Annotated in this window: 13 protein-coding genes; 4 read left to right on the top strand and 9 right to left on the bottom strand. The window is 69.7% G+C overall.

What is annotated here, in order from left to right; translation table 11 throughout:
• Positions 1 to 131: 131 nt before the first annotated feature.
• The 8 genes from ACTWQN_RS31055 to ACTWQN_RS31020 form a co-directional block, all read right to left on the bottom strand.
• Positions 132 to 905, bottom strand: a complete 774-nt coding sequence (locus ACTWQN_RS31055; protein WP_443207171.1) for a hypothetical protein — start codon at positions 903 to 905, stop codon at positions 132 to 134.
• 353 nt (positions 906 to 1,258) lie between these two features.
• On the bottom strand, positions 1,259 to 2,047 hold the full coding sequence (locus ACTWQN_RS31050; protein ID WP_443207170.1) for an energy-coupling factor ABC transporter ATP-binding protein: 789 nt from the start codon (positions 2,045 to 2,047) through the stop codon (positions 1,259 to 1,261).
• The gene (locus ACTWQN_RS31045; RefSeq protein WP_443207169.1) at positions 2,044 to 2,898 is read right to left on the bottom strand and encodes an energy-coupling factor ABC transporter ATP-binding protein; all 855 of its coding nucleotides are present in this window, start codon (positions 2,896 to 2,898) and stop codon (positions 2,044 to 2,046) included. Before ACTWQN_RS31045 ends, ACTWQN_RS31050 begins: the two co-directional genes overlap by 4 nt.
• Positions 2,895 to 3,665: an energy-coupling factor transporter transmembrane component T family protein gene (locus ACTWQN_RS31040; RefSeq protein ID WP_443207168.1), complete on the bottom strand. Its 771-nt coding sequence runs from the start codon at positions 3,663 to 3,665 to the stop codon at positions 2,895 to 2,897. The genes ACTWQN_RS31045 and ACTWQN_RS31040 overlap by 4 nt, the downstream gene beginning before the upstream one ends.
• Complete coding sequence (locus ACTWQN_RS31035) at positions 3,662 to 4,474, bottom strand: hypothetical protein (protein WP_443207167.1); 813 nt, start codon at positions 4,472 to 4,474, stop codon at positions 3,662 to 3,664. The genes ACTWQN_RS31040 and ACTWQN_RS31035 overlap by 4 nt, the downstream gene beginning before the upstream one ends.
• Positions 4,475 to 4,695: 221 nt before the next feature.
• A complete protein-coding gene (locus ACTWQN_RS31030; protein ID WP_443207166.1) occupies positions 4,696 to 4,872 on the bottom strand; it encodes a hypothetical protein in 177 nt (58 codons plus the stop codon).
• A gap of 226 nt (positions 4,873 to 5,098) precedes the next feature.
• Positions 5,099 to 5,251: a hypothetical protein gene (locus ACTWQN_RS31025; RefSeq protein ID WP_443207165.1), complete on the bottom strand. Its 153-nt coding sequence runs from the start codon at positions 5,249 to 5,251 to the stop codon at positions 5,099 to 5,101.
• A 348-nt stretch (positions 5,252 to 5,599) separates the two neighbouring features.
• Positions 5,600 to 6,787 carry a lytic transglycosylase domain-containing protein gene (locus tag ACTWQN_RS31020; protein ID WP_443207164.1) on the bottom strand — a complete coding sequence of 396 codons (1,188 nt, stop codon included), beginning with the start codon at positions 6,785 to 6,787 and terminating at the stop codon, positions 5,600 to 5,602.
• A 284-nt stretch (positions 6,788 to 7,071) separates the two neighbouring features.
• On the opposite strand from ACTWQN_RS31020, the gene ACTWQN_RS31015 reads away from it, so the two are divergent.
• On the top strand, positions 7,072 to 10,173 hold the full coding sequence (locus ACTWQN_RS31015; RefSeq protein ID WP_443207163.1) for an amidohydrolase family protein: 3,102 nt from the start codon (positions 7,072 to 7,074) through the stop codon (positions 10,171 to 10,173).
• 180 nt (positions 10,174 to 10,353) lie between these two features.
• On the top strand, positions 10,354 to 11,226 hold the full coding sequence (locus ACTWQN_RS31010; RefSeq protein ID WP_443207162.1) for a LysR family transcriptional regulator: 873 nt from the start codon (positions 10,354 to 10,356) through the stop codon (positions 11,224 to 11,226).
• Here ACTWQN_RS31010 and ACTWQN_RS31005 read toward each other — a convergent pair.
• Positions 11,138 to 12,088: a LysR family transcriptional regulator gene (locus tag ACTWQN_RS31005; RefSeq protein ID WP_443207161.1), complete on the bottom strand. Its 951-nt coding sequence runs from the start codon at positions 12,086 to 12,088 to the stop codon at positions 11,138 to 11,140. The two genes, ACTWQN_RS31010 and ACTWQN_RS31005, sit on opposite strands and share 89 nt — an antisense overlap.
• A gap of 166 nt (positions 12,089 to 12,254) precedes the next feature.
• Here ACTWQN_RS31005 and ACTWQN_RS31000 point away from each other — a divergent pair, with 166 nt between their 5' ends.
• Together ACTWQN_RS31000 and ACTWQN_RS30995 are read left to right on the top strand one after the other, a co-directional pair.
• Positions 12,255 to 13,019, top strand: a complete 765-nt coding sequence (locus ACTWQN_RS31000; RefSeq protein WP_443207160.1) for a crotonase/enoyl-CoA hydratase family protein — start codon at positions 12,255 to 12,257, stop codon at positions 13,017 to 13,019.
• Entirely contained in the window at positions 13,016 to 13,675 is a 660-nt protein-coding gene (locus ACTWQN_RS30995; protein ID WP_443207159.1) for a PaaI family thioesterase, read from the top strand. The genes ACTWQN_RS31000 and ACTWQN_RS30995 overlap by 4 nt, the downstream gene beginning before the upstream one ends.
• Positions 13,676 to 13,702 lie beyond the last annotated feature (27 nt).

The following is a 13,702-nucleotide window of genomic DNA, read 5'->3' as shown; positions in this document are numbered from 1 at the left end:
CCCTTCAGCCACCACACGATGGGTGGATAGGGTCATCGGAGCGGATCGGGCGTCGCGGGGGTTCACCTCGCCGGGGCATGGGTGAAGGGCACCTTTGACCGGCTTAGTCGGTCAAAGGTGCCCTTCACCCATCAGGCTGCTGGTCGTACGGCGGTTACTGGGGGGCGTGGGCGTTGGGTTGCCAGGTGGTATGCGCCTCGGAGTTGTTCCACCACAGTGCTTGGGGCAGACCGTAGTTGCGTTGGCAGGGTGTGTACGACGATGATGCCAGCCGCTGTCATCGTCGAATGTCGTTGCACGGTCGCGTCGTAGCTGATCGGCGATAGGTGATAGGCACGCGAGTCGATTTGCCAGGCCAAACCGACCTCGTCGATCCAGCCGTCCGGAATGCCGAGCAGCTTGCCGGAACCGTCCAGTACCCGGACGTTCCACTGCATCGGAGGTAGGCCACTCCGCTCTGCCAACCGGAATGCCCAACCTTCGGCGACGGAATGTACGTTTGCGAGCATTTCATCGAGCACGATCCGACACAGGCGGGTCCCTCTGCCGGACCCTGCCTCCAACTCCTTCTTCAGAAGCTGCGGCTGTACCAAGCCGCGTTGGACGGCCTCCGCAAGCAGTGCTCGGATCTCGTCGAGTTTCCGGAACCGGCGTGCGGCATCGAGCAGCGCGCGGACCAGCGGGGCTACCCGGAAGCCCGCGCGCTTCTCAGGTACCGGGAGGCGTGTGGTTCTCTCGACGGTGACGAATTTCGAGCTGATACATCGAGATCGGTGAGGTATCAGGACGTGCACTGCAACCGCTTCCGGCAGGCGTTGCAGGCCGCCCAATTGTGCCGCGTTGACTCCGGTCAGCATGGCGTCCGGCCCGGCGTAGCGCAGGGCGGCGTCATAACGCTGCTCCATTGTCAGGTGTCCAGTGGAAAGCTGTATGACACCGGGCAACAGCCTTCGCCAGGGGCCGCCCGGATCAGTCCGATCTATGACTGTTTGTCGTGGCACACCTAGTTCGTCGAGTTCTCGGGTTGTGATGATTCCGTTCTTCGCGACGGTCGCTACCGCGTCCCAGTCGACTGGTGTCTTTCGAGGCATGCTCCCACGATCGCCAAGATTTCCAACGCACTCCAGTACATTTCGACAATCTGTGGACAGAACGATCCGCTGTGGATAACTCGCGTCACTCGAACGGGTAGCGAGCGAAGGGCACCTTTGACCGGCATACTCGGTCAAAGGTGCCCTTCACTCGGTGTTTGGTTGGGTTAGAGGTTGGTGAGGAAGGTTTTTATCTTTGTTGTTGGGGGGTGGGTTAGGGCTTGGGTTAGGCGGAGGATTTGGGGGGTTTCTAGGGCTGCGGCGGTTACTTGGGGTTCGTTGGTGAAGGCTTCTGTGGGTGGGGCGTCGGTGATGATTCGGCCCTGGGCCAGGAAGATGGTTCGGTCGAAGTTTTCGGCGCAGAAGTCCATGTCGTGGGTGATTGCGACGACCGTTTTGCCCTGTTCGTGGAGGTTGTCGATGATGTTCGCGATGTTGCGGACCGCGTTGTGGTCTTGGCCGGTGGTGGGTTCGTCGAACACGACGATCGGGGTGTCCATGGCCAGGACGGCGGCCAGTGCGACGAGTTTCCGGTCCGAAAGGGACAGTTCGTAGGGGTGCGCGTCGGCGTGGTCGGTGAGACCGGTGGCGGCCAGCGCCGAGGACACCAGTTCCGCGCGGCGGGTTTCGGAGTAGCCGAGGTTGCGAGGGCCGAACTCGACGTCCTGGCGGACTGTTCGGGCGAAGAGTTGCTGATCGGGGTTCTGGAACAGGTAGCCGACCTTGGCCGCCAGTTGCGCGATGCTGTGCTCGGCGGTGTTCCAGCCGTCCACCGTGACCGTGCCCGAGGTGGGTTTCACGATGCCGTTGAGGTGGCGCACCAGCGTCGTCTTCCCGGCGCCGTTCTGACCAGCGATGGCGACCCGCTCACCCGCGTCGATTCGCAGCGACACCCCGTCCAGCGCCGTGACGCCGTTCGGGAAGCGGTAGACCAGCGACTCGATCTCGATGCTCATCCGGCGTCTCCCAGCGACTCGGTGAAACCGGCGACCGCGGCGGGCAGGGTGACCGGCAGGGGCCGTTCGGTCGGCCAGCGCCCGAGTTCCGCGGCGCGGCGCGCCACATCGGTGAAGCGCGTGGTGCCCACCCCCCACTCGGGCAGTCGCGGATCGGCCAACACCTCTTCGGGCGGGCCGTCCAGCTGGACCGAACCGCCGACGAGCACCAGCAGCCGGTCGGTGTACTCGGCGAGCTGTTCCAGCTTGTGCTCGACCAGCAGCACCGTGATGCCGCTGTCGCGCAGTTCGTCGAGGGCGGTGAACACCAGTCGGCTGCCCGCCGGGTCGAGTTGCGAGGTGGGCTCGTCGAGCACCAGCACCCGGGGCTGCATCACCAGCACCGCGGCCAGGGCGACGAGTTGCTGCTGTCCGCCGGAGAGCTCGTACGGCGAGCGGTCGGCGAGATGAGTGATCTGCAGCCGCTCCAACATCCCGTCGATCCGGCTGACCATCTCCGGCCGCGCCACGCCGAGGTTCTCCAGCCCGAAGGCCAGTTCTTCGCGGACGGTGTACTTGGCGCCGGAGATCTGGTTGAACGGGTTCTGCAGCACCAACCCGACCTCGGTGACCACTTCCGCCAGCGGCGTGTCGGCCACCACCCGCCCGGCGGTGGTGACGCTCCCGGTGAACTCGCCGCCGAGGGCGTGCGGGATGAGTCCGGCCGCGGCGTAGGCCAGCGTCGACTTGCCCGCTCCGCTGGGGCCGACCAGCCCGCACACCTGGCCTTCCGGGATGGTCACCGCGATGTCCCGCAGCACCGGCGCGGTGCTGGTCGGGTAGGCGTAGTTGAACTGGCTGAACTCGATCACGAGAACACCCCCAGCGCGTTGGCGGCGAGCGCGGCGACCGCGCAGATCCACAACGCCCAGCGTCCCACCCGCTGGCCGTTGGTATCCGCGATCACCTCGAAGTTGGTGCGCCGCGTCGGGGCGCCGAAGGCGCGCGCCTCCATCGCGATCGCCCTTTCCTCGACGTCGGTGAAAGCGCCCAGCACCAGCGGTCCGACCAGCGGCAGCAGTGTCCGTGCGCGGCGCAGCGGGCCGCCGTCGAGTGCCAGGCCGCGCGCCTGCTGGGCCTGGCGGATCAGTTGGGCGCGGGCGCGGAAGGTGGGGATGATCTGCAGCGTCGCCGACACCACGTAGCTGATGTTGGGCGGCAGCCCGCGCTGCACCAGCGCGGTCATCAGCGTGCCGGGGTGCGTGGTCAGCAGCAGGAACAGGAAGGCGTCGACGAGCACCAGCAGCCGCAGCCCCGTCTGGGTGGCGAACAGCAGGCCGTCCTGCTGCACCTCCAGCGGACCGAGGTGGGCGATGACCGGTCCTTCGCCGGGGTAGAACAGGCCCTGCGCGAGGAAGATCAGCAGCAGGAACGGCACGAAGAACTTCAACGTCACCGAGCAGAACCGGCCGAGCACACCGGCAACGGCGACCGCCGCGACCAGCACGACCCACAGCAGCGCGGAGAACCAGATCGGGTTGATCGCGAACGCCGCGATGATCACGACGATCGCGAACACCAGCTTGGTGATCGGGTTCAGGCGGTGCACCCGGGATTCGCCGAACTGGTAGAAGGTCATCGCGCCGCTCCCTGCAGCACGGCGGTGCGCCGACCGAACACCGCGTGTTCGCGCACGAACGGCGAGCGTTCTCGGAACCTGGCCGGTAGCCCGGCGAGGATCAGGAAGGCGATCGCGAAGGTCACCACTTTGTCCAGCGGGTCGGTGGCCAGCCCGGTCAGCGTGGCGGCGTCCAGCAGGCTGTTGCCGAAGGCCTGGAAGGTGGCCTGCAGCGCGGTGCGGCCCGGCGATCCGCCGCCGCCGAAGACGAACGCCGCGATCGGCGCGGACAGCATCCCGGCGGCCACCCCGGTGATCAGGCCCGCGGGCAGCGCCGTCCAGAGGCGGCGGAACGCGCCGATGCGGGCGGCCAGCCCGGCCAACATGCCGATCGCCGCGGCGGCGACCGAGAACGGCAGCAGCGGTGGCGAGATCGTCAAGCCCCAGATGATGTTGGACAGCGCCCCCGTTGCCGCGCCCGCGGCCGGTCCAGCGAGCGCGCCGACGATGACGGTGCCGATCGAGTCCAGGTAGACGGGCAGGCCCAGCATGTTGACCAGCTGCCCGATCACCACGTTGATCGCGATCGCCACCGGCAACATCGCCACCGTGGAGGTGGGCAGCCGGGCGGTGGCCCCGGCGATGACCAGCAGGGAGCCGATCAGGTATCCGCCGAGCGCGATCAGCGCCGCCGAACTGCCGTGCCCGGTTTCGTGCAGGCTCGACGGCCGCTCGATGAGCAGGTAGAGGTAGGTAACCAGGATCACCGCGGTGCCGATGGTGACGTATGCCCACGGTGGCAGCCGAAGTCCGGAGTGGACGGTGCTCATGGCGTTGCCTCCTGCGGAACGTGCCGAGTGGCTCTGACAGGCGGGACGTCACCAGCGACGACGGGCAGCTAGCCGACCACTGCAAGCGTTTGCAGCAGACTGCCACAACGCGCACCGCCGGTAAAGCCCGAGGAAGGTTTCAGCTCCGTTGAGCTCGTTTTACCTGGCAGCCCCCTGCGGGAGTTGCTGTTTCGGCGATCCAAAAGATGGAAGACGGGCTTTCAGCGGCGTCGGTGGAGTCCGGCGGGTGCGCCTCGGTCGGGCACCGGTTCGAAGTGGGTCAGGAAGTACGAGCGCGTCGCCGGTGTCCAGGGAACCCGCCGGTGCCTGAGGTCGGACAACCAGACGTACTCGGCGGTCTCGAACGCCGCCAGCCAGGCCGCTTCGACCTCCGGCACCTCGCCCGCGCCGGTGAGGGCGTTGCGGCCGCGCCGAACGCGTAGTCGGTGCCGATCGCGTCGACCATCGCAGCGCAGTCCGGAGACTCGGCGACGAACCGGTCCGCCGCGATGGTCAGCGACACCTGATCGGCCAACACGCAGGTGCCCTCGGGTATCGCCCGCGCGGCGGATGCGCCGGGTTGGCAGGCCGGTCCTCGCACGTGGATGCCGACGAGCTGGGTGATCAGACGCGAACACCGGGGATTCGCCCGATGCGCGAGAAGGCAACCCCGATCGTCAACGCCAGAAAAGGCATCAGGAACGACGCGTAGTGGTAGTAGTAGTTGACCCGCAGCAAGAAGATCAGCGCGGTCGCGGCGGTCGTCGCAGCACTCACCGCGGCCAACTCACCGCACTCGTTTCGCCGAAAACCAGCCGATATAGCCGCGATGACCAGACCACTGAGGACCAACGTCGCCGCGATGACTCCGATCACGTCGCTCGGTCAGGCCCGAGACGCTCTCGATTTCCGCGATGGGAGTGCGTTGATCATCACGTCGAGGCGGCGCCTGTCCCAAGGTCGACGCAGCCACCCGGAGGGCCCGGTCCCAACCGGCGATCGCGTGCCAGCCGCAAGGCCGGAAACCTCCGGTGCAGAGCGGAATTTCCGGTAGACCGACCAGCGGGAGCCGGTCCGATCTGCCGCAGCGGAACTCCTACGGGCTCACCTGGTCTGAGCGGCCACTCACGCGGTGGGCGAGGTGGTGGCTGCGCCGCTCGGCGGTGGTTGTGAGCTGGGCGGCGGCTCCGAGCTCGTCGGAGGCGGCGGCGTTGAAGACGGCGGTGGAGGCGGCGGTACGGATGTGCTCGGCGGCGGGGGAGGTGGTGCGGTCGTGCTCGGCGGCGGGGGAGGTGGTGCGGTCGTGCCCGGTGGCGGGGGAGGTGGTGCGGTCGTGCCCGGTGGCGGGGGAGGTGGTGCGGTCGTGCCCGGTGGCGGAGGCGCGCCGGGCGGTGGTGCGGCACCCGGCGGCGGCATCGGCGGTGGCGGGGCTGCCGCGGCGAGCATCGGTGCACCGGGCGGGGGTGGTGTGAGCGCGAGGACGGCGTCCTCCGGCGGGATCGACGTGTCGTTGGGCGTCGGCATGGCGCCTCGGGCGTAGGCGTCGGCCCAGGAGAGCACCGTGCGGACGTAGGACTCGGAGTGGTTGTAGCGGAACACCGCTGCGGCCAGCTGGGCCCGGTCGCGCAGGTTCCCGCCGCCAGCGCACAGGTATTGCCCGGCCGCGCGCGTCGCGTCGAAGACGTTGTGCGGGTCGCTGATTCGGTCGTCGTTGCCGTCCACCGCGTAGTTGCGCCAGGTGGACGGGATGAACTGCATCGGGCCGACGGCGCGGTCCCAGGTCGTGTCGCCGTCCAACCGGCCGTTGTCGGTGTCGGCAATGGCGGCCACGCCGGGGCCGCCTGCCAACTGCGGGCCCAGGATCGGCGACAGCGTTCGGCCGTCGGTGTCCACCCGGCCGGAGCGTGCGTGGTTCGACTCGATGCGCCCGATTCCCGCCAGGACCGACCAGTGCACCCCGCAGCCCGGATCGGTGCGCGCGAGCGTTCGCTCGGCCCGCTGGTAGGCGGCCAGCACCGAGGCGGGAATGCCCAGCGGCCCGACCGGGGCCCGGTCCGCCGGTTCGGCGTGCGCGGACAGGTCCTCGCTGGTGCGCACCTCGTCCAGGAACTCCGGGCTCAGCTGCTCGTCGGCGGGCAATTCGCCGTCGGTGGCCAGGTCCGGCGGCAGTTGCGGCGCGGCGCGGACCGGCGTCGGGACTGGTTCGTGCCGGATGTCGCCGCGCAGCATCAACACCGGTACCAGGGCGACCAGCAGGCCGGTCGTCACCGCGGTGAACCGCTCGCCGCGGTTGAACAGGCCGTGCGAATCCAATTCCGGTCACCTCCACGCGGGTCAATCCCGGCGCTCGACCCTGCCTGAGCGCACCGGATTTGTGAACCACCAGAAGCCGTCCGAATTGGGAACTCCAAGCGACGAACAGGTTGCTCCGATCGGCCCGTCGCGGCTCGGACCGATCGGCTGATCGCCTTCTTGAAAGTGCGCGATCGATGAGTTCTGCTGGGCTGGCTGACGATCTTCACCGAGACGGCCGATGCCCACCGGCGGCGGGTTCGACGCCCCTGCGGCGTGGCGGTGGCTCTTCCAGGAGGTGCGTGGTGGGTCTTTCGCGGCGAGCGCTCTTTCGGTACAGCGGACGCGCGGCGGCCGGGCTCGGTTCCGGCTGGTTGTTGAGCCGGTTGGCCGGTGAATCCGTCGCCGTCGCGGCGCCGGACGCGGCAGGTGCCAGGCAGCTCACCCTCCAGGAGGCCACCAATGCGGCCGCCGCGCTGTCCCCGGATGGCGGCACCGTCGTGTTCGACCTGCTGAACATGCTGTGGGTGCTGCCGGTAACCGGCGGCGCGGCCGTTCGGCTCACCGATGTGGTGCAGGAAGCCAGCGAGCCCGACATCTCCCCGGACGGGCGGCGCATCGTGTGCCAGTCCTATCAGGACGGACAGTTCCACCTGGTGCTGCTGAACATCGACGGTACCGGGCTGATCAGGCTCACCGACGGGCCAGGTGACCACCGCGAACCCCGGTTCTCCCCGGACGGCACCCGGATCGCGTTCTCCGGCGAGACCAGTGGCCGCTACGGCATCCGGGTGCTGGAGCTGGCGACCGGCGAGATCAGCGACTGGACCAGCGGCACCCAGCAGGAGGCGCATCCGGTGTGGTCGCCGGATGGCTCGCTGATCGCCTTCACCAGCGGTGCGGCCAACGCGCCGCAGAAGATCGAAGCGGTCGACGCCGCCGGGGCGCGTCACGGCCTGGTCGAGGTGTCCGACGGCCAACTCGCCGGACCGTCGTTCGCACCCGGCGGCAGGCTGAGCTACGTGCACCTGACCGATTCGGAGACCGCGCTCATCGTCGGCGACCGCAAGATTTCGCAGCCGGGCGAGGACGTGTTCCCGTTCGCGCCGCGCTGGTTCTCCGCCGATGAACTGCTCTACACCGCCGACGGCCGGATCCGGCGGCGCGACCTGCGCACCGGCGCCGCGCGGGAAGTGCCGTTCACCGCCGAGGTCTCGGTGCGCTCGGTGGTGGATCGGCCCAGCGTGCGCGACTTCGACGCGACGGCACCGAGGCCGGTCAAGGGCCTGGTGAGTCCGGCGCTGTCGCCGGACGGTCAGCAGGTCGCCTGCCGCGCGCTGGGCGGCATCTGGCTGCTGCGGCCGAACCGGGAGCCCGAAGCGCTGATCGCCGACGGCAACTACAACAGCGATCCGGCCTGGTCACCGGACGGTCGGACGCTGGTGTTCGCCAGCGACCGGTCGGGCCAGCTCGACCTGTGGCTGCACGACTTCGCCACCGGCGGGCAGCGGCAGCTCACCGACCTCGAAGGCGACGAGAGCGCTCCCGCGTTCAGCCCGGACGGGCGCAGCGTCGCGTTCGTCTCCGGCAGTTCGGTGCGCACCGTGGACATCGCGACCGGCGAGGTGCGCGAGGTCATCGGCTCGCTCAACGCGCCCGGCCGCCCGAGCTTCAGCGCCGATGGCGGCAAGCTCGGCCTGGCCGGTTTCGTGCCGACCACGGCGCGCTACCGGGAAGGCACCAACCACGTGCTGACCGTGGACATCGTCACCGGCGAGGCGCACTACACGCCGCCGCTGCCGGGCAAGTCGCTGGCCAACCGCGTCGATGCGGGCCCGGTGTACTCGCCGGATGGCCGCAGCATGGCCTTCGTCGTCGCGGGCTTGGTGTGGATGTCCGATGTGGACTCCACCGGTCGGCCGGCCGGGACGGCCAAACGGGTCAGCGACGAGACGGGTGACTGCCCGAGCTGGAGCGGTGATTCGAACACGCTGCTCTACCTGGCCAACGGTCGGCTGCGGCTGGCCGACCGGCGCACCGGGGCGGTGCGGCCGATGCAGACCAGGCTGACCTGGCGGCCGAGCAAACCGGACGGGCTCAAGGTGATCCGGGCCGGTGCGCTCTGGGACGGCGAGCACCGGGAGTTGCGCCGCAACGTCGAGATCCTGGTGCGGGGCAACCGGATCGTCGCGGTCGGCGCCGGTGCACCAGGTGCGGAGGTCATCGACGCGGGTGATCTGACGGTGCTGCCGGGTCTGATCGCCACCCACGAGCACCTGCCGTGGGCCAACAACCGGATTCCGCGGCTGTGGCTGGCCTTCGGCGTCACCACGGTCCGCTCGCCCGGCTCCGGGCACTACGCCGCTGTCGAGGCGAAGGAGGCGCAGGAATCCGGAAACCGGTTGGCACCGCGGCTGTTCTGCGCCGGTGAGATCGTCGACGGCGCTCGGGTGTACTACGGCAGCAACCGGACCATCACCAAAGCCGAGGAGCTGCGGCGCGAACTGGACCGGGTCGGCGAACTCGGGCACGACATGGTCAAGACCTACGTGCGGCTGCCGTTCGCCTTGCAGCGGCAGGCGATCGAGCAGGCCCACGACCACGGGGTCCCGGTCACTTCGCACTACCTGTTCGGTCCGGCGGCGCTGGGCGCGGACGCGGTCGAGCACCACGGCGGCACCAGCCGCTACGGCTACCGCCAGAAGGAGACGTACCTCGGGCACGCCTACGCCGACGTCGTGGCGCCGGTGGCGCGCTCGGGCATGACGTTCACCCCCACGTTGGGCCTGTCCGGGCCCAGTTCGGCGAGCATGGCGGCAGCGCTGTACCACTACGCCGGGTGGGCGTTGGACGATCCGCGGCTGAAAGCGCTGCTGCCCGCGACGACGTACGAGCAGTTCCGCGCGGACGTCGAGGATGCGGTGGGCCGCTACCCCGAGGCGGAGTTGGCGTTCAACGCGCGCCAGGTGGCGACGGTGCGCCGGATGCTCGACGGCGGCGCGCACATCGGCATCGGCACCGATTCACCGCTCGTGCCGTTCGCGATCCACTACCACCTCAACATCGACTCGCTGGCCCGCAACGGCATCACCCCGTACGAGGTGCTGCGGGCCGCGACTTCGGGCGGCGCGCGGCTGATCGGGATGGCCGAGCACCTGGGCACCGTGGCACCGGGCAAGCTCGCCGATCTCGCCTTCGTGCACGGCAATCCGCTCGAAGACGTGACCGCGGCGGCGCAGACGAGGCAGGTGATGCTGGGCGGTGTCCTGCACACCGTGGCCGACCTCATCGGACAACCGGCGGCGAAACCCACCGCCGCCGTGACGCACACCTTCCGCACCACCCCGCGGCAGGCCGGGTTCTGGTGGCACCGGGAGGACTACATCACCGGGCACTCCTGCTGCTGACCGCTGCCCCCGCACAGGTGCGGCCGATCCGAACGTCATCGGGGTTTTCGTTCGAGTGAAGGGTGAAGGGCACCTTTTACCAACTTACTTGGTGAAAGGTGCCCTTCACCTCGTTTCTCATCGTTGTGGACCTGCGGTGTTGGTTGGGTGGGTGGTGATCGGGACTTCTAAGCTGCCGGTGTGGAACTGCACCAGGTGGAGTACTTCCTGGCGGTCGTCGATCACAAGGGCATCAACGCCGCGGCGAGCGTTCTGGGACTGGCGCAGCCCACTGTTTCGCAGGCGATCCGCGGGCTGGAGCGGGAGCTCGGCGTCGACCTGTTCCACCGCATCGGTCGCGGCATGGTGCTGACCTCGGCAGGTCAGGCCTTCGTCGGCCCCGCGCGGCAGGTGCTGCGCGATGTGGTGGCCGCCGAAGGCGTGCTGGTCGACTCCGACGGCCTGCCTCGCGGTCGGCTCGACATCCAGGTGGCCGCGCCGCTGGCGGTGCACCCGGTCGCGCAGCTGGTCGGCCGGTTCCGCAAGCACTACCCGAACGTCTCGCTGCGGCTGGCCGAGCTGCGCGACGAGGAGGCCGGTGCGGCGCTGATCCGCGAAGGCCACTGCGAGATCGTGTTCACCAACCTGCCGGTCGCCGGGCCGGACCTGGCGGTCGAGGAGCTCGGTACGCACGACTATTGGCTGGTGTTCCCGCCCGGCACCGACGTTCCCGCGCAGGATCCGCTGCCGTTGACCGAACTTCCGGACCTGCCGCTGGTGATCGTGCCCAAGAGCACCGGTCGCACCGTCATCGAGCGAGCGCTGAGCGCGGCCCGCAAGCGCACCACGCCATCGGCGATCGTGCAGCACCGCGAATCGATGCTGCCGTTCGTGCTGGCCGGTGTCGGCGGCACCGTTCTGGCGCGGCCGATGGCCGAGCAGGCCGCCGCGCGCGGCGCGGTGGTGCGCGCGATCGACCCGCCGATCAGCCTGGCCTACGGCGTGCTCTACGACCCGGCGGTGCTGTCTCCCGCAGGGCGGGCGTTTCTCCACCTGGCCCGGTCGGCACGCTGATCCCGGCGACCGCCAGGAACGCTTCGGCCGCTGGCGACAGCGGGCCGGGCCGGTGCACGAATCCGACGCTGTGCCAGATTTCCGGCACGGTGGAACGCAGCACCACGCCTTCGAGTTCACGCTCGGCCAAGTGTCGGGGCAAGAACGTCGCACCCGCGCCGTGCGCCACCAGATCCCAGATCGCCTGCCGGTTAGCGCATTCCACCGCCACCGTCTGCACAGCCGTGTCGAGCACCTCGTCGACCAGGGGGCGGGTGGTGGTGTCGGTGAATTCCAGAACCAGCGGGATGCCCGCGACCGCGTCCAGCGGAACGGGGTCGGGCAGTGCTTCGGCCAGTTCCGGCGGCAGCGCCAGCACGATCTCCTGGGTGTCGAGCTCGTGGGCGATCAGCGAAGACTTGTGCTGGGCCGAGGCCAGCCGGGTCAGGCCGAGTTCGGCGTGCCCGCGCCGAACCTCGTCGACGACGCGGGTCGAGCCACCCGGATCGATGATGTTGAGCAGCACGCCGGGGTGCCGCCGCCGGTACTCGCCAGCCAGCTCCGGCAGCGGGTGGGCGGCCAGCGTCGCCAGGGCGGCGATGTCCAGCCGCCCGCTGTCCATGGCGCGCACGTCTTGGACCGCGCCGCGCGCCCGGTCGACGTCCAGCAGGATCCGGCGAGCCGGTTCGGCGAACGCCTCGCCGTCGGAGGTGAGCACCAAGTGGCGGCCGGTGCGGTGGAACAGCTGCACGCCGAGCTGCCGCTCCAGGCTCCGGATCGCCTGCGACAGCGACGGCTGCGCGATGTAGAGGGACTGCGCGGCCCTGGTGACGCTGCCATGATCGATGACGGCCACGAAGTACTCCACCAACCGCAGATCCACTTCCGCACCATATCCGGCAAAACGTCGGGTCGGACAGGCTGCTATTGGTGGCGGCCATCGGTTCGTGCGGCGCTGCCTCGTCATCAGACCGACCGGCCGGTCTGGACTGCTGGCGACCGGCGAGCAAGACTGAAAGCCGCTCTTGACCGCAACAGGAGGAGACAGCGTGGGCGAAAGTGTCCGGACCGAGGTCGCCGACGGCGTTGCCGTCATCACGATCGACCGACCCGAAGCCCGCAACGCGGTGGACCGCACGGTGGCCGAAGGGCTGGCCGCCGCGATCGACGAGCTCGAAGCACGCGCGGACGTGGTCATCGGGATCCTCACCGGCGCGGGCGGCACCTTCAGCGCGGGCATGGACCTCAAGGCCTTCACCCGCGGCGAGCGGCCGTCGCTGCCCGGCCGCGGCTTCGGCGGGCTCACCGAACGCCCGCCGTCGAAGCCGCTGATCGCCGCCGTCGAGGGTTGGGCCCTGGCCGGGGGCTGCGAGCTGGCGCTCAGCTGCGATCTGATCGTCGCCTCGCGGGCGGCGAAGTTCGGGTTGCCCGAGGTCAAGCGCGGGCTGGTCGCCGCGGCGGGCGGGCTGTTGCGGCTGCCGAAGGCCTTGCCGTACCAGCTGGCCATGCAGGTGGCGCTGACCGGCGATCCGCTGACCGCCGAGGTCGCGCACGCCCACGGGCTGGTCAACGAGCTCACCGAGCCCGGCGAGGCGCTGGCGGGGGCGCGGGCGCTGGCCGCGCGGGTGGCCGCCAACGGGCCGCTGGCCATCCGCGCCACCAAGCAGATCGTGGCCGGGGCGGTCGGCTGGACCGATGCGGAGGCCTTCGCCAAGCAGGCCGAGATCACCGCGCCGGTGTTCGGTTCCGCCGATGCCCAGGAAGGGGCGCGGGCGTTCGCCGAGAAGCGCGCGCCGGTTTGGCGGGGCGTGTGACCGCCTCGGACGACGCCGAAGCCGATCTGCGGGAGCGCCGCCGCGCGGTGCGCGAACTCGGTGCCGCGCTGCGCGAGCTGACCGAGGCGGCGGTGTCGACCGAGGTCGACGCGAGCAGCCTGGCCGAGGTCGCCGAGCAGGTCCGCGCGCTGGTGCCGGTGCTGGCCGCGGCGCGCCGCGAACGCGGCGAACTGGCCACTGTGGACGATGGGCGGCGGCCGAGGCGGATGTACAACCCGGCGGCCGGGCCGGGCAATCCGATCGCGCCGCCGATGCGGGTGGAGATCGTCGACGGGGTCGCGATCGGCAGCTGCACCCTCGGCCTGACCTACGAGGGCCCACCCAGCTACGTGCACGGCGGCATCAGCGCGATGCTGCTGGACCAGATCCTCGGGCACGCGCACGCGGCGAACGGGCAACCGGGCATGACGGCGAAACTGGCGCTGCGCTACCGGCGCCCGGTGCCGTTGCGAACGCCGTTGCGCATCGTCGGGCGGGTGCTGGGCGTCGACCGGCGGCGGACGAACTCGGTGGCCACGATCAGCATCGAGGACGATCCCGACACCGTGCTGGTGGAAGCCGAAGGCACCTTCGTGGTGCCAACCGCTGAGCAGTCCAAGCGGCTGTTCGGGGAGTTGGAGCGCATCGTGCGTTGACCGCGAAGCGCATGCGATGGGGTAGGT

The organism is Saccharopolyspora antiqui (assembly GCF_052246905.1).
Lineage (GTDB): Bacteria > Actinomycetota > Actinomycetes > Mycobacteriales > Pseudonocardiaceae > Saccharopolyspora.
This window is presented reverse-complemented; position numbering and strand designations above follow the sequence as displayed.